The sequence below is a fragment of the Streptomyces sp. NPDC059582 genome, assembly GCF_042735715.1.
Lineage (GTDB): Bacteria > Actinomycetota > Actinomycetes > Streptomycetales > Streptomycetaceae > Streptomyces.
This window is the reverse complement of record NZ_JBHWCC010000076.1, coordinates 1-16,243: the sequence shown is the minus strand read 5'-3', so window position 1 is coordinate 16,243 and position 16,243 is coordinate 1. Positions and strand designations below refer to the sequence as shown.

13 protein-coding genes and 1 rRNA gene are annotated in these 16,243 nt (G+C 70.2%); 8 read left to right on the top strand and 6 right to left on the bottom strand.

What is annotated here, in order from left to right; genetic code table 11:
- Positions 1 to 50: 50 nt before the first annotated feature.
- The gene (pstS, locus tag ACFV0T_RS38705; protein WP_385789704.1) at positions 51 to 1,181 is read right to left on the bottom strand and encodes a phosphate ABC transporter substrate-binding protein PstS; all 1,131 of its coding nucleotides are present in this window, start codon (positions 1,179 to 1,181) and stop codon (positions 51 to 53) included.
- Positions 1,182 to 1,520: 339 nt separating this feature from the next.
- On the opposite strand from pstS, the gene ACFV0T_RS38700 reads away from it, so the two are divergent.
- Positions 1,521 to 3,104 (top strand): FAD-binding oxidoreductase, encoded by a 1,584-nt coding sequence (locus ACFV0T_RS38700; RefSeq protein WP_385789702.1) that lies wholly within the window; start codon positions 1,521 to 1,523, stop codon positions 3,102 to 3,104.
- Between the two features lie 485 nt (positions 3,105 to 3,589).
- Here the strand turns inward: ACFV0T_RS38700 and ACFV0T_RS38695 are convergent, their stop codons facing one another.
- The 4 genes from ACFV0T_RS38695 to ACFV0T_RS38680 form a co-directional block, all read right to left on the bottom strand.
- A complete protein-coding gene (locus tag ACFV0T_RS38695) occupies positions 3,590 to 4,297 on the bottom strand; it encodes a phosphatase PAP2 family protein (protein ID WP_385789700.1) in 708 nt (235 codons plus the stop codon).
- Between the two features lie 257 nt (positions 4,298 to 4,554).
- Entirely contained in the window at positions 4,555 to 5,562 is a 1,008-nt protein-coding gene (locus ACFV0T_RS38690) for an NlpC/P60 family protein (protein WP_385789740.1), read from the bottom strand.
- Between the two features lie 102 nt (positions 5,563 to 5,664).
- A complete protein-coding gene (locus ACFV0T_RS38685; RefSeq protein ID WP_385789699.1) occupies positions 5,665 to 6,519 on the bottom strand; it encodes a trypsin-like serine peptidase in 855 nt (284 codons plus the stop codon).
- Between the two features lie 89 nt (positions 6,520 to 6,608).
- Positions 6,609 to 7,553, bottom strand: a complete 945-nt coding sequence (locus ACFV0T_RS38680) for an oxidoreductase (protein WP_385789697.1) — start codon at positions 7,551 to 7,553, stop codon at positions 6,609 to 6,611.
- 89 nt (positions 7,554 to 7,642) lie between these two features.
- Here ACFV0T_RS38680 and ACFV0T_RS38675 point away from each other — a divergent pair, with 89 nt between their 5' ends.
- The 7 genes from ACFV0T_RS38675 (at position 7,643) to ACFV0T_RS38645 (ending at position 15,972) form a co-directional block, all read left to right on the top strand.
- Positions 7,643 to 8,242 (top strand): TetR/AcrR family transcriptional regulator, encoded by a 600-nt coding sequence (locus ACFV0T_RS38675; protein ID WP_385789695.1) that lies wholly within the window; start codon positions 7,643 to 7,645, stop codon positions 8,240 to 8,242.
- 529 nt (positions 8,243 to 8,771) lie between these two features.
- Positions 8,772 to 9,080: a hypothetical protein gene (locus tag ACFV0T_RS38670; RefSeq protein WP_014673544.1), complete on the top strand. Its 309-nt coding sequence runs from the start codon at positions 8,772 to 8,774 to the stop codon at positions 9,078 to 9,080.
- A 177-nt stretch (positions 9,081 to 9,257) separates the two neighbouring features.
- Positions 9,258 to 10,127 carry a hypothetical protein gene (locus tag ACFV0T_RS38665; RefSeq protein WP_385789693.1) on the top strand — a complete coding sequence of 290 codons (870 nt, stop codon included), beginning with the start codon at positions 9,258 to 9,260 and terminating at the stop codon, positions 10,125 to 10,127.
- Entirely contained in the window at positions 10,117 to 11,445 is a 1,329-nt protein-coding gene (locus ACFV0T_RS38660) for a hypothetical protein (protein WP_385789692.1), read from the top strand. The genes ACFV0T_RS38665 and ACFV0T_RS38660 overlap by 11 nt, the downstream gene beginning before the upstream one ends.
- The gene (locus ACFV0T_RS38655; RefSeq protein ID WP_385789690.1) at positions 11,442 to 13,001 is read left to right on the top strand and encodes an SCO6880 family protein; all 1,560 of its coding nucleotides are present in this window, start codon (positions 11,442 to 11,444) and stop codon (positions 12,999 to 13,001) included. The genes ACFV0T_RS38660 and ACFV0T_RS38655 overlap by 4 nt, the downstream gene beginning before the upstream one ends.
- 6 nt (positions 13,002 to 13,007) lie before the next feature.
- Positions 13,008 to 14,435: an ATP-binding protein gene (locus tag ACFV0T_RS38650; protein ID WP_385789688.1), complete on the top strand. Its 1,428-nt coding sequence runs from the start codon at positions 13,008 to 13,010 to the stop codon at positions 14,433 to 14,435.
- Between the two features lie 16 nt (positions 14,436 to 14,451).
- Positions 14,452 to 15,972, top strand: a complete 1,521-nt coding sequence (locus ACFV0T_RS38645) for a type IV secretory system conjugative DNA transfer family protein (RefSeq protein ID WP_385789686.1) — start codon at positions 14,452 to 14,454, stop codon at positions 15,970 to 15,972.
- A 176-nt stretch (positions 15,973 to 16,148) separates the two neighbouring features.
- Here ACFV0T_RS38645 and rrf read toward each other — a convergent pair.
- Positions 16,149 to 16,243 (bottom strand): 5S ribosomal RNA (rrf, locus tag ACFV0T_RS38640); the annotation flags it as partial.

The window sequence follows — 16,243 nt, the reverse complement described above, 5'->3', positions numbered from 1 at the left end:
GGACGGCGCGGTCCGGTCCCGAGCTCCCGGGACCGGACCGCGCCTTCAGATCAGCTCAGGCCCTCGATGGTGGTGCGGACCTTGGCGTTGATTTCGGCCGGGATGGGGGCGTAGTCGATGCCGGAGAGGACACCCTGGCCCTGCTCGCTGGCGATGTAGCGCAGGAACGCCTTCGTGGCGGGAAGGGTGTCCGCCTTGTTGCCCTTGTCACAGACGATCTCGTACGTGACCAGGGTAAGCGGGTAGGCGCCGTCGGCCTTGGTGGCGTAGTTCAGCTTGAGCGACATGTCGCTGCCCGTGCCGACGACCTTGGCGTCCGCGATGGCCTTGGTGGAGCCCTCGGAGGAGGCCTTCACCGGGGCGGAAGCGCCGGTGTCGACGGCGACCGTGCCCAGACCGTCCTTGGCGTAGGACAGCTCCATGTAGCCGATGGCACCGTTGGTCTGCTTGACGCCCGCGGCGACACCGGAGGAACCGGACGCCGACTGGCCGCCCTTGGCCTGCCAGGCCTTACCGCCGGAGTACTTCCAGTTGTCCGGGGTGGTGGCGATCAGGTACTTGGTGAAGTTGTCCGTGGTGCCGGACTCGTCCGAGCGGTGGAACGCCTGGATCTTCAGGTCGGGGAGCTTGGCGCTCGGGTTCAGCTTCTTGATCGCGGCGTCGTTCCACTTGGCGATCTTGCCATCGAAGATCTTCGCGATGGTCGGAGCGTCGAGGACGAGGTCGTCCACGCCGTCCAGCTTGTACGCGACGGCGATGGGGCCGCCGACCATCGGGAGGTCGATGCCCGTGCCGTCCTTGCAGACCGACTTCGAGGCGGTGACCTCTTCGGGCTTCAGGGCGGAGTCGGAGCCCGCGAAGGCGACCTGACCCTGGGTGAACGCGGTGACGCCGGCGCCGGAACCGCCACCCTTGTAGTTGATCTGAACGCCGTTGCAGGCCGCGGTGAACTGCTTGACCCACGCGTCGATGGCGTTCTTCTGAGCGGAGGAGCCGTCCGCGAGCAGCTGGCCCTTGGCGTCGTCACACTTGATGCTGCTGGCGTCCGTGGTGGCGGAGGCGCTGCTGCCACCGGTGCCACTGCTGGTGTCGTCCGAGCCGCACGCCGTGAGGGCCAGGGCGCCGGAGACGGCGAGAGCGCCGAGAGCGAGAGCCCGCCGGTTCATGCGCTGAAGCTTCACTTGAGGAAATTCCTTCCAGGAGCCGTCGGCCTGTCCGACGGCGTGCGGAGACTGATCAATGAGGACACATATGAACAGTGCGTCCCGCATCGGGTAAGGCCGAAATTAGGCAGATCAGGTGAAGCCACCTACGGCCGTAAGTGAACGGGGGGTGAACCCCTGAGGGCGGTGTGGTTAGGTCACGGAATGCTCACAGGGAGAACACGTGGAGGTCCCGGCGATATGCCCGTTCGCGACCGACTCCGCCACACGGTGTGACATGCGGCTCGACCACCCTGACAGGGGAACCTTTCGCCCGGGGCACTCGTCTCGTCCGACGAGAAGCCTGCAGGAGGCCACATGGAACGGCGTACGTTCATAGCAAGCGGCGCGGCCGCGATAGCGGGGGTCGTGACGGCCGGGTGCAAGGGCGGGGGAACGGGGTCGTCCGCGGCTTCGCACAGCACTCCACCCCCGACCACCGGAGCCTCCGTCGGAGCCTCCGCCACCCCCTCCCTCCAGAGCACCGCCGCGACCGCTCCCGCGAACTGGACCGCGCTCGCCCGTGACCTGGACGGCATCCTGGTCCGTCCCGGCGACGCCAAGTGGCAGACCGCCCACCAGCTCTACAACACCCGCTTCGACACCCTGAAGCCGACGGCGGTCGCCTATGTCGCCCACGCCGACGACATCCGCACGACCCTCGCCTACGCCCGCGCCCACCGTCTCCAGGTCGCGATCCGCAACGGCGGCCACTCCTACGCGGGCTGGTCCTCGGGCGACGGCCGCCTGATCGTCGACGTCTCCGAGCTCAACCGGGTCCGCAGCAGCGGCGGCACCGCGGTGGTCGGCGCCGGCGCCAAGCTGATCGACGTCTACCGCGGGCTCGCCGCGAAGGGCGTGACGATCCCCGCGGGCTCGTGCCCGACCGTGGGCGTCTCCGGTCTGGTGCTGGGCGGTGGCCATGGCGTGGCCTCCCGCGCGTACGGCCTGACCTGCGACAGCCTCACCCAGGCGACCCTGATCACCGCCGGCGGCAAGCAGCTGACCGCCAACGCCACCGAGAACAAGGACCTCTTCTGGGCCCTGCGCGGCGCGGGCAACGGCAACTTCGGCGTCGTCACCGAACTCCAGTTCCGCACGCACACCGCCCCCCAGGCCGTCACCGGGTACCTGACCTGGCCGTGGGCCAAGGCGGCCGCGGTGGTGAAGGCCTGGCAGGAGTGGGGGCCGTCCCAGCCGGACGAGATCTGGTCCTCGCTCCACCTGGAGAACGGCAGCGGCACGCCCAAGGTGTCCGTCGCGGCCTTCTCCCTCGGCACGTACGGCGAACTCCAGAACGCCGTCGACCGCCTCGCCGACCAGGTCGGCGCCCCGGCGAGCAGCGTCTCGCTCCGCCGCCGCGGTTATGAGGAGGCGATGGAGATCTACGCCGGCTGCTCCTCCTTCGCCACCGACCCCCAGTGCCATCTGCCGGGCTCGACCCCGGGCCGCTCCGCGCAGGGCGCGCTGGGCCGGGAGACGTACGCGGCGCGGTCGGACTTCTTCGACCGCTCCCTGTCCACGGCCGGCATCCAGACCCTGCTCAGCCAGATCAGCTCGGTCCGCGGCGGCGCCGGCAGCATCGCGCTCACCGCCCTCGGCGGCGCGGTCAACCGGGTCTCGCCCACGGCGACGGCCTTCGTGCACCGCCGCTCGCGCATGCTGGCGCAGTACATCGCGTCCTGGGGCGCGGGGGCCTCGGGCACCACGGCCCAGTCCTGGCTGACGACGGCCCACCGCGCGATGAAGCCGTACGCCTCGGGCGCGGCCTACCAGAACTACACGGACCAGACCCTGACGGACTGGCGCAAGGCCTACTACGGCCAGGCCGCGACGCGTCTGACTCAGCTGAAGAAGCAGTACGACCCGAACCGTTTCTTCACCTACCCGCAGGCGCTCTAGCCGACGGGCCCGCGGGCGCTGTGATCAGCTGCTCGCGGGCGCTATGGGCGACGCTCCGCGGGCGCTCGGTGGCGACTGCTCGCGGTCGCTCTCCGGACGACTGCTCACGGTCACTCTCCGGACGGTTGCTCGCGGCGCCCGGTAGACGACTGCTCACGGTCACCCTCCGGACGGTTGCTCGCGGCGCCCGGTAGACGACTGCTCACGGTCACCCTCCGGACGGTTGCTCGCGGCGCCCGGTGGACGACTGCTCACGGTCGCCCTCCGGACGGTTGCTCGCGGCGCCCGGTGGACGACTGCTCACGGTCGCCCTCCGGACGGTTGCTCGCGGCGCTCGGTGGCGACTGCTCGCGGTCGCTTTCTGGAGGCCTAGCCGCGGGCACTCCCTGGACTCCTGAACGCGGGCGCTTCCTGAACGGCCGTCCCGCAGGCGCTGTCAAGCGGCTCCGGGCACCTGCCCGCAGTCGCCGTACGCGGCGCGGCGCTCAGGCCGCGAGGTCCCGTTCCTCGGTCCCGGCCGAGGACGCGCTGCGCGCACCCGGGACGACCGCGTCCCGGCCGTCCCCCGGCGACCGCCGCCGAATCAGGCGTCCGGCTCTCGGCGCCTGCTCCACGGCCTTCACCACCGGGGTGAGCATCAGCATGGCCAGCGGCGACAGCAGCAGGGCCACGGCCGTGCCGAGCGCGAACCCGCCGATGACGTCGGTCGGGTAGTGCACGCCCATGTACACGCGGCAGAACCCCTCCAGCAGCGCCAGCCCGATCCCCGCGAGCCCGAACCTCCGGTTCGCGACGAACAGCCCGACACCCATCGCCATGGTGATGGTCGCGTGGTCGCTCACGAACGAGTAGTCGGTCTTGCCGGAGACGAGGACATCGAGTCCCTGGTGGTCGAGGAAGGGCCGGGGCCGCTCCACGAACCCCCGTATCGGCACGTTCACCAGCACCGCGACGGCCGCCGCCAGCGGCGCCCAGACCAGCCCGGCCACGGACGGGGCGGCTTCGTCCCCGCCCCGCCGGCGCACGGTCCACCAGCACCAGATCACCAGCAGCACCATGGCGGCCAGCAGCCCGTACTCGCCGACGAACTCGACCCCGCGGTCGAACCAGCGCGGCGCGTCCTTGGCGAGACCGTTGATTTCGTAGAGCAGGTCGACGTCGGGGTTCGACCCGGATTCAGCGAGTCCAGCCATGGCGCTGCGGCCCCTTCGTCGTTCCTCCGGACGCACCTCACGTGCGCCGCTCCTGCCCACCCCCGTGGTCCGTGGATCCGTTTCCGTTCCGCTGCGCGCACCCGCGCACGTGACACGTGCCGACTCCCGTCGGCGGGGCTACGTCAACAGGAACGCACGGCCCTGCTCAGTACGTTCCACACTCCACCGAATGATCACGCAGACGTTACCGAAGAGAGATACATCACCGCAGCTCAGGGGGTGGGTTCACGCTCGGTTCACACCGTGGTGGGGAGCGCTTTCGCGCCATCTTCGGTGACCCGCGTGGCCCCGAAGTAGTCGGGGGTGTCGATCGGGTCGAACCGGATCACGGCACCCGTCCTCGGCGCGTCGATCATGTACCCGCCGCCCACGTAGATCCCCACGTGCCGGATGGTCCGCGAGTTGGTGAGGTCGTCCGAGAAGAACACCAGGTCCCCGGGGAGCAGTTCGGCGCGCTTGGGGTGCGGGCCGGCGTTGTACTGGTCGTTGGCGACCCGCGGCAGGGTGATGCCCACGCTCGCGTAGGAGGCCTTGGTCAGCCCTGAGCAGTCGAACCGTCCGCCCTGGTCAGCGGTGCCGTTGCCACCCCAGAGATAGGGGGTGCCGAGCTTCTTCTGCGCGTAGTAGATGGCCCCCGCCGCCTGCTTCGAGGGATCGACCCGGGTGACCGGCGCGGCGAAGGAATCCTCCAGCGTCGTGATCGTCTTCACGTAGTTCCGGGTCTCCCGGTACGGCGGGACACCCCCGTACTTGATGACCGCGTAGGCCCCCGCGTTGTAGGCGGCGAGCATGTTCTTCGTGGCGTCCCCCGGCACGTCCTTCACGTACGAGGCGAGCTGACAGTCGTACGAAGCGGCCGACGGAATCGCGTCATTCGGATCCCACACGTCGCGGTCGCCGTCCCCGTCCCCGTCGATGCCGTGGGTGGCCCACGTCCCCGGGATGAACTGCGCTATCCCCTGCGCGGCGGCCGGGCTCTTGGCACTCGGGTTGAACCCGCTCTCCTGATAGAGCTGGGCGGCGAGCAGCGCCGGGTTGAGCGCCGGGCACAGGTTGCCCCATTTCTGCACGAGCGTCTGATACGCGGCGGGCACGGCACCCTTGGCCAACGCCCTGGCCCCGCTGCCCACGCCGTTGGCGAGGTTCCCGGCGACGACGTACACCGCGATGACGAGCACCATCACGAAGGCGAGACCGGCACCGGCGACAGCGGTCACCACGACCCATGTCTTACGCACCGTCAACCGCCCCTCACCGCCCGGGAGTCCGCCCACGTCAGTGTAGAGGCGGCCCCGCCGGTGCGGGGTGATCATGGGCAAGGTCGACGCGTCCGCGCGCGTCGGCGTCTAAAAACCGCGCACCGCGTCCTCGTACAACTCCCGGGCCTCGCTGCCGAACACCACGCTGTACGAGATGTCGGCGGTGTTCCCGCCCCGCTCGTGCCCGCCGAGCACTCCGACGAGTTGCCGGTCCCCGTTCACCCAGGGGCTGCCGCTCGTACCGCCGCTGAAGTCGGGGCAGTCGACGCGCTGTTGGCGGAAGCCGAGCGTCGTGGGCTTGTCGGTGCAGCTGACGGGCACCTCGCGGGCGTCGGGATACCCGGTGACGGTCACCGCGGTCGCGCCGGTGGCCACCCCCGCGGCGAACCGGTTCGCACCGACGACGTCCTCGACCCCCTTCTCGCCAACGGCCCCCTCGGCCCCCTCGTCTCCCCCGCCCCCCTGCGGCTCCACGACGGCGAAGGCGACGTCGCTGTCCTCGAGCCTCCCGTCCTCCCGCCCGTCGGTCCGCTCCTCGACTCGCCCGTCGACTCGCCCGTCGGCCCACCGGTCCGGCAGGAACCGCCGCCGGACCGTCCACACCCCGTAGGGCGCCTCGCCGTCCCGGTACCCCGGCACGAAGACGAAGGTCCCGCTCTTCCCGGCGAGGCAGTGCGCCGCCGTGACGATGAGATCGCGGTGCGGGCTGTGCACCACGGAGGCGGTGCAGAAGTGTCCGCCGGCGAGTCCGACGGCCCGCCCGGCGGGGAAGAGCGCCCCGACCCGGGCGGCGGGCGCGGTCGCCGTCACGACGGCGGTCACCCCCAGAGGACCGGTCCCGTCGTCCGCGGCCGCCGTCGAGGCCGACGCGGCGGCCAGCAGCACGAGCGCGCCGAGCAGCCCGTGCCGACGGGGGCCCAGGATGCCGAGCGTGCGCTTCATCGGGCCCACCTTGGCCCATGAAGGTGAGGGAAGAGAAGGGTCGGACGTGGGACGGACGGATCGCACAACCCGCCCCCCGGGGGCCGGAATCAGGCCCCCACGCCCACCGCGAACCGCACACCCGTCAGCTCCTGCGACGCCTCCCACAGCCGCCGTGCCGTCACCGGGTCGCTCGCCGCGGCCGTCCGCCCGACCAGCGTCGGGACGCCCCGCATCTCCGCCAGACCGCTCGGACCGACGTAACTCGCGCCGGGCAGGTCCCGCGTGGCGGCGTACAGCGTGGGCTGGGCGCCCGCCCGGTCGTCCTGGGCCAGGAACCGGTTGCCGACCGTCATGGCCACCCGGGCGAAGGGGTTCGCCACCCGGCCCTGGAGATTCGTGGCCGCCCAGCCCGGGTGGGCCGCGAGGGCGCGCACCGGTGAGCCGGACTCGGTCAGACGGCGCTGGAGTTCCAGGGTGAACAAGAGGTTGGCCAGCTTGGACTGGGCGTAGGCGCGCTGCGGGGTGTAACGCCCGGTCAGGTCGAGGTCGTCGAAATCGATGCCGTCCGCCATGCGGTGCGCGCCGGAGGCCACGGTGACGACGCGATCCGTGAGGTACGGCAGGAGGAGATTCGTCAGCGCGAAGTGGCCGAGGTGGTTGGTGCCGAACTGCATCTCGAAGCCGTCCTTCGTGCGCAGCTCCGGCAGCATCATGACGCCCGCGTTGTTGACCAGCAGGTCAAGCGGCCCCGTCCACGACGCGGCGAACTCCCGCACCGAGGTGAGGTCCGCGAGGTCCAGGCGGCGCACCTCCGTGGAGCCGGGCACGGCCGCCGCCGCGGCCCGGCCGCGCTCCGGGTCCCGTACGGCGAACACGACGTGCGCTCCGGCCCCGGCCAGCGCTTCCGCGGCGGCGCGGCCGATGCCGCTGTTGGCGCCGGTGACGACGGCGATGCGGCCGGACAGGTCGGGAAGGTCCAGGGCACGGCGGCGCTGGGCCTTCTTGTCGTTCTTGCCCTGGTTCGGGTTCTGGGTCTTCGTGTGGTCAGCCATGCCGTCAATGTAGACGGCGACAACAATGATGTCAACGACAACATTGTTGGCAGTGCCATCTATGCTGACAGTGACAACATCGGGATACGATGATGCGCATGCCCCAGCGCCCCTACCACCACGGAGACCTGCGCACCGCGCTCCTCGACAGCGCCGAGCGAACCCTGCGCGAGCGGGGGACGGCCGCGCTGTCCCTGCGTGAACTGGCCCGCGAGACCGGCGTGAGTCACGCCGCCCCCGGCCGGCACTTCAAGGACAAGCAGGCCCTGCTCGACGCCCTCGCGCTCACCGGGTACGAGCGGCTGGCCCAGTCCCTGGAAGCCGCCGACGACCCCGCGCTGCCGCTCGAACCGCGGTTGACCGCGCTGGCCCGGGCGTATCTGAGCTTCGCCGTCCGCAACGCCGCGCTGCTGGAGCTGATGTACGCCCGCAAGCACGACACCGACCTCTCCGAACAGCTGACCTCGGCCGTCGACCGGTCGGTGGGCTCCTTCGAGCGGCTGATCTCCGACGCCCAGCGGCGGGGCGAGATCGTCGAGGGCGACTCCGAGCGCATCACCCTCGTCGCGGCCGCCGGCATCCAGGGCCTGGCCGCGTTCACCGCCAACGGCAGCCTCGACCCGGAGGTCGCCCTGGCCGGTGTGGACGAGTACGTGCACCACGTACTGCACGGACTCAAGCCCCGCTGATCCAGGCCCGGTTCGGACTCGGGCGCGGACCCGTCGAGGCCCCCTCGGACCGTGCGGCGCCCGCTGTCGAAGGGCCACCCGACGGTGGCATCACCAGCATCCGCACCGCCCCTGCCGAGTGCGCCCAGGAGGCATGGCCAGGTCCGGCTACGACGGCCCCACCGACCGGGGCACCCCGGCGGAGATCGCCGCCCCCGCTCCCGCCGACTGACGCGCAGTCACCACCGCTCGCCACCAAGGGCCATGGGGGCTCGTTCGTCGTACCCGATATCCTTCACCCCGAGAACATCGACACGAAAAAGGGTCAACGACGGAACCACACCACAGGTTCCGCTCCGACTTCATTGCCCGGCGTGACCAGGCGTGATACACAGAGTGACCATACGGCCCTTCGCCAGGTGTTCGTACGAAACCCGCCAACCAATGACGCCAAGTCGACATACGACAGCGCCATTGTCGGCGACAATGAGGCCTGACCTCTGCACACCGCAGGGGCCCTCGGAACTACCCACCAGGGGCGGTGACTTACATGCTCTTTGCGGCCGACAAGGGAGACATCAACACCATCATCGGCGGGATCGCTCCGGACTGGGGCCCCTTCGGCAGCCTGGGCAACGAGGCCAAGGTGATGATCGAGGTCGTGATGGCGGTCGCCATCCTGCTCTGCCTCGGCATCGCCGTATGGGGCGCCGCCAAGCAACGTATCGGTGCGACGGCTCTGCGCGACACCTTCAGCGCGGAACAGGGCAAGGGCCTCATCATCGCCGGCCTCACGGGCGTCTTCATCATCGGCTCACTCGGCACGCTGTTCACCATCGTGTACGGCATGGCCGTCTAGCCCCGCTCCTCCCGGGCACGCCCGGTCCCACCTCCACCCCCACCCGCCCGTCGTGCCCACCGGCTGAGGTTGCGTTTCCCTGATGTCGAGTCACCACACCGCGCCCGCGCGGGAACCAGCACGGCTACCGTCGTACTTCCATACTTTTCGGTACGAGGCCGAGGGGGCGTACGCGACATGAGCCTCGGGGACGATCACGGCTACGGCGACACCGCACGCACCGGTGCCGACGGCGGCTACGGGGGCAGCGGCCAGACCCGCACCCGCCTGCCCGACGGCGACCCCTACGGGGGTGCCCGACGCGGCGGCCGCTCCTCCTCCCGGAGCCTGGTCACGGTGGTCGGCGTGGTGGTGCTGCTGGTCGCGGCGATCGCCTTCGCGAACCGTGGAGGAGACGATCCCGCGGGCACGGACGGCAGCGGAACGGGAAGCGCCGGCGACAGCAGACCGCAGACGTCACCGACCACGCCGAGCGGCACGAAGCCGGTGAAGTCGAAGGCGGGCGGCATTCCCACGGGCTACGCGCACGACGAACAGGGCGTACAGAGCGCTGCGGCGAACTACTCCGTCGCGCTGGGCTCGACCGACATGTTCACCACCGCCAGACGGCACGACATCGTCAACACCGTCTACGCCCCCGACGTCGCGGCCGCACGCCAGACAGGTCTGGACAACGCGTACTCGAACGAGAAGTTCCTGGCGAACATCGGGCTCACCAAGGACGGCGCCGCGCCCAAGGGCCAGACCTTCGTCTCCCGGATCATCCCGGTAGGCACCAAGGTCACGGCGTCCGGCGCGAACAGCGCCACCGTCGAGGTCTGGTACACGTCCCTTTTCGGTCTGTCCGGCGACAGCTCCACCAACCCGGTCTCCGAAAGCTGGTACACCACCGCGTACCAACTGAAGTGGATCAAGAACGACTGGAAGATCACGGACTTCCAGCAGACGGACGGGCCCGTCCCGGTCGGGCGCGACCAGAAGGCCTCCACAGCTGACGACATGACGAAGGCCGTCGAGGAGTACGGAGGGTTCACCTATGCGCGCTAACCACCGCTTCCTCAAGGTCACCACCGCTGTCGCCGCCGTACAGGCGACCACGGTGCTGCTGGCCACCCGCGCCTTCGCCGCGCCGACCCCCAGTCCGTCGCCGTCCCCGTCCGCGAGTGGCGAGTGCAATCTCATCCGAGGGCCCGCGAAGGAATACTGCGAACGCGGCGACGCCCCTTCGGGCACCACCCCCACCCCCACCGACACCCTCGACCCCCTCTCCTCCCTCGCCAAGGGCTGTGCCGACGCCGCGTCCTGGACCGTCGACAAGCTCAGCGAGGCCGTGAAGGACACCGCGAACGTCGACTTCACGAACCCCAAGTTCCTTCAGCAGTACGCCGTCGTCTTCGCCGCGTCGACCGTCCTGACGCTGCTGCTGTGGCTGCTGGCGGTCGCCAAGCGGGCGGTGCGCGGGGTCCCGCTGACCACCGCCATCTCCGAGGCCGTCGGCTTCCTCTGGCTCACCGTGCTGGCCTCCGCCTTCACCCCGCTGATCCTCTACACGGTCGTCTCGGCGACCGACGGCATCACCGAGGTCCTGGCGAAGACCACCGGGAACCAGACCGACACGTTCTTCGGCAACTTCTCCGGCGCCCTCGCCAAGGGGGAGAACATCGGCGGCGGCCCGATCATGCTGATCGTGGTGTCCCTCGTCTCCATCCTCGCCGCCGGCGTCCTGTGGCTGGAGCTGGTCATCCGGGCCGCGCTCCTCTACGTCGGCGCCCTCCTCGGCACCGTCGTCTACGCCGGCATGGTCGACAAGAACCTGTGGGGCCACGTCCGCCGCTGGGCCGGAATCATGATCGCGGTGATCCTGGTCAAACCGGTCATCGTCATCGTGCTCGGCCTCGCCGGCGCCCTGTCCACCGACGACGGCCCCGACGCCTTCTCCGCCGTGGTCTCCGGTCTGGCGATCATCCTGCTCGCCATCTTCGCCAGCGCGATGATCTACCGCTTCGTCCCCGGCTTCGGCGACGAGATCGCGAACTCCCGCAACAACCGCATCATGCAGGGCGCCGAGGGCAAGGCCGCGGCCGTCATCAGCTCCCCGGCGACCCTGGTCGCGCAGGGCATCAAGACGCACAGCACCCGCGCCGACAACAACGGCGGCGCAGGCCCGTCCGGCTCCAACGGCCCCCGCCCGGCCAACCCCGCCTCCGGCGGAGTGGCAGCGCACAGCACGCGCACCTCGAACGGAGGCGGCGGAACTGTCCCCTCCGCCGCACCCGCGCCGCGCTCCCCCAGCCCGGCGAACACCCCGCACGCCAGCAACGCCCGCAACAGCAGTACCAACCGCACGGGAGGTGAAGGGCGTTGACGACCGAGTCCCACCTGTCCCATCCGGTCACGCCCCGCCGTTCATATCTGATCGGCCGCGCCCGGCCGAACGCGATCGTCGGCCGCAACCGCGAGTCCGGCGAGATCGCGCTCATCGTCGTCGGCGCATTCCTCGGCATGATGTGCGGACTGCTCGTCCCCGTCCTGGCCCTGCGCATCGTGCTGCTGACCGGCTTCCCGATGCTCGCGCTGGCCGCCGTCTACGTGCCGTACAAACAGCGCACGTTCTACCGGTGGTTCGAGGTCAACCGCAGCTACAAGCGGACCCTCCGCCGCGGCACCACCTACCGCTCCTCCGTCATGGAGGCGGGCACCCGGGTCGACGGGCGGGAGATCGAGATCGGGCCGCCGCCCGGCATCGGCCGCATCAGCTGGCTGGCCGCGCCCTTCGGCCCCGACGAGATCGCCGTACTCCTGCACGCCGACCGCCGTACGGTCACCGCGGCGATCGAGATCGAGGGGCCCGGCGTCGGCCTGCGCGACAGCGAGGACCAGGAGGCCCTCGTCGACCGCTTCGGCACGCTCCTCAAGCACGTGGCGAACGGCGACGGCTTCGTCACCCGCCTCCAGATGCTCGCCCGCACCCTCCCCGCCGACCCCGACGCCCACGCCAAGGACGTGTCCGTCCGCGGCGACGAGAAGGCGCCGGGATGGCTGACCCAGTCGTACGAACAGCTCCAGTCCATGGTGTCCACCAGCAGCGAGCAGCACCGCGCCTACCTCGTAGCCTGTATGCACTTCACGCGTGAACTGGCCGCCGAGGCGCAGGCCATGGCCCGGGCGGCACGCCCCACGGCCGGTCGCAAGCTCGACCGGGACGCGGGTCTCGCCGTCGTCATGGCCCGCGAACTCACCGACATCTGCTCCCGCCTCCAGGAGGCGGACATCCGGGTCCGCCAGCCGCTGGGCCAGGGCCGCCTCGCGTCCCTGATCCACTCCATGTACGACCCGGACCACCCGATGGACCACATCCAGGCGATGACCAAGCGCAACGCCTGGCCGGCCGAGCTGGACGCCATGGAGCCCACCTACCTCCAGGCGAAGACCCGCGAGTCCTCCACCCGCGCCCCCTGGTGCCACGCCACCGCCTGGGTGAAGGAGTGGCCGATGACCCCGGTCGGCGTCAACTTCCTGGCGCCCCTGCTGGTCCACACCCCGGACGTGATCCGCACCGTCGCCGTCACGATGGACCTCGAACCCACCGAGGTCGCCATCGAGCGCATGCTCACGGAGAAGACGAACGACGAGGCGGAGGCGTCCCGCGCCGCCAAGATGAACCGCACCGTCGACCCGCGCGACGTGGCCGCCCACAGCCGCCTCGACCAGCGCGGCGAGGACCTCGCCAGCGGCGCGGCCGGCGTCAACCTGGTCGGCTACATCACCGTCTCCTCCCGCTCCCCCGAGGCGCTCGCCCGGGACAAGCGGACCATAAGGGCCTCGGCCGGCAAGTCGTATCTGAAACTGGAGTGGTGCGACCGCGAGCACCACCGCGCCTTCGTGAACACACTTCCCTTCGCCACCGGCATTCGGAGGTAGGACCTGATGCGGGATCCGCTGTCCGTCCTCACCGACGCCTTCACGTCCTTCCTCTTCGGGAAGGTCGAGACGACCCGGCTCCCGGTGCGCACCTCGACGGGCCAGGCCCAGGCGGTCTATCTCCCCACCGCCGCCCCCGGCCTCGGCGACTCCGGCGTCATCATCGGCCGCGAGGTCTACTCCGGCAAGGGCTACATCTACGATCCCTTCCAGCTGTACGGCCAGCAGCTCCCGGCCCCGCACTGGCTCGTCCTCGGCGAGTCCGGCAACGGCAAGTCGGCCCTGGAGAAGACGTACGTCCTACGGCAACTGCGCTTCCGCGACCGCCAGGTCGTCGTCCTGGACGCGCAGGGCGAGGACGGGGTCGGCGAATGGAACCTCATCGCCCAGGAGCTGGGAATAACTCCCATCCGCCTGGACCCGATGGCCGCCCTGGACCACGGAATCCGCCTCAACCCGCTGGACCCCTCCATCACGACGACGGGCCAGCTGGCGCTGCTGCGCACCATCATCGAGGTCGCGATGGGACACGGCCTGGACGAACGCTCCGGCTTCGCCCTCAAGGTCGCCCACGCCTACGTCAACGAGACGGTCGTCGAACGCCAGCCGGTCCTGACCGACATCGTCGAGCAACTGCGCCACCCCGAGCCGGAGTCGGCCGAGGCGATGAACGTCGCCATAGACGACGTACGGGCCTGGGGACTGGACGTCGCCCTGGTCCTGGACCGACTGGTCGACGGTGATCTGCGCGGCATGTTCGACGGACCGACGACGGTCGGCATCGACCTGGACGCCCCGCTGATCGTCTTCGACCTCTCCCACATCGACCGCAACTCCATCGCCATGCCGATCCTGATGGCGATCGTCGGAGTCTGGCTCGAGCACACCTGGATCCGCCCCGACCGGAAGAAGCGCATCTTCCTGGTCGAGGAGGCCTGGCACATCATCAACAGCCCTTTCGTGGCCCAACTGTTCCAGCGGCTGCTGAAGTTCGGACGCCGACTGGGCCTGTCCTTCGTTGCCGTCGTCCACCATCTGTCGGACGTGGTGGACGGAGCGGCGGCGAAGGAGGCGGCGGCCATCCTGAAGATGGCGTCGACCAGGACGATCTACGCCCAGAAGGCGGACGAGGCCAGAGCGACGGGCCGGGTCCTGGGCCTGCCTCGCTGGGCCGTCGAGATCATCCCCACGCTCACCCCCGGCATCGCGGTCTGGGACGTCAACGGCAATGTCCAGGTGGTCAAACACCTGGTCACCGAGACGGAACGCCCACTGGTCTTCACCGACCGGGCGATGACGGAGTCGTCCAGCGACCTGATCTCCGACGACGACGCGCTGCGCGCCGCCGAGTTGGAGGCGGAGGAAAGGGCGGCGGCCTTCATGGAACAGCACCTGAGCGACCTGGACGGCTCGTCCGAGTCGACGGTGGCGTAGAAGGGGTGTCCCTGGCATGAGACCGGACGACCGCCCGAGCTCCGAGGGAGGTATTCCCGACGGCCTGCTGGTCGGGATACTCGCGTTCCTCCTCGGCATGACCCTGCTGGTGTGGTCGGCCACCGGCCTGGCCGGCCTGTTCGCCCACGGCTCCTGGCCCACGGGTGTCCTCTTCACCCGCACTCCGATGGCCATGCGTCAACTGGTCGCCGAGCCGCACGACATGCCCGGTGCCTGGCCGGACACGCCACCGGCCCAGCTCTCCGGGTACGGCCTCTTCTGGGGCCTGTTCATCGGCCAGTTGATGGTCCTGTTCGTGCTGACGGTGTTCGTGGTGGGGACGCTGGCCCGCTGGCGGGCGGGCCGCGCGAGAAGACGCGCCACCGCGGCGGCCACCGCCCCGGAGACGCACGAGGTGCCGGTGCCGCGGGGACCGTCACGGACGGCGGAGCCCGTACCGGCCGAAGCAGCCGCGCCGGCGGTGCCTGCCGAGAAGGCCGAGACACCTGGGCCACAGTTGACGGCCACGCCGGCGGTGCCGGTGGGCGGGCCGGAGCCCGTGGCCTCGCTGCTCGCCGTCGAACGACTGGGTGCGTGGGAAACGAACCGTGCCGACGGCACGGTCCTCTACGCCACCCCCGAAACCCGCCGTACGACCGCGGCCCAGGCCGTACGCGACGCGGAGAGCGCGGCCCTCGTCGTCACCTCCAACCCCGGCATCTGGCAGGACACGAAGGACGCCCGCGCCAAACTGGGCCCGGTCCACCTCTACGACCCCACCCACCTCTGCGACACCCCGGCCCGCCTGCACTGGTCCCCCACCACGGGCTGCGAGGAGAGGCAGGCGGCCGCGCAGCGAGCCGTCGCCCTGCTCACCCCCGTCCGCCCCACCGCAAAGATCGACCAGGCCGTCAGCGACACCGCTGAAACGCTCCTGCGCAGCTATCTGCACGCCGCCGCGATCGACGGCCGCACCATCCGCCACGTCCACCGCTGGTCCCAGGGCACCCAGATCCAGGACGCGGTACGAATCCTTCGTACGAACCCCAAGGCGGCCCCCGGCTCCGCGGGCGAGCTGGAGGCCGCTCTCACCTCGCACCCCGAACGCCGCGACATCGCGCAGGAGTTGACGAGCCGTGCCCTGTCCGCGCTGTTCACGGTCAACATTCGTGAAGCGTGCACACCGAACCGAACTGATGCACTCGCCCTGGATTCCTTCCTCGACGAAGGGGGCACGCTTTATGTGGTCGGTGAATCCATCGAGGACCCCCGGACGAACCCCGGCGCGATGCCGCTTCTGACGGCCCTCGTCTCCAGCGTGGTCGAGCGTGGCCGGCGCATGGCCGAACGGTCATCCTCCGGTCGCCTCGACCCACCACTGACGCTCGTCCTGGACGACGTCGCAGCAGTGGCTCCGCTTCCCCAGCTCCCGGAGCTGCTGGCCACCGGAGCGGACCGGGGCCTGCCCACCCTGGCCCTGCTCCGTTCCCGGGAGCAGGCCCGTTCCCGCTGGCCCCACCACGAACTCCCGGTGTAGCCAGGGACGGTGACGCCCGCTCTACGACGGAACCCCAACTCGGAACTCGGACTCGCCGGAGTCGCTGGATTCCCCTTCCCTGGACTTCACGGCCACCTCGCCCTCGCCCAACGGCACGGATGGAAACGCAGAAAACCCCCGGCCGGTAATCCCGGCCAGGGGTTTTCTCACAATTTGTTCGGCGGCGTCCTACTCTCCCACAGGGTCCCCCCTGCAGTACCATCGGCGCTGTAAGGCTTAGCTTCCGGGTTCGGAATGTAACCGGGCGTTT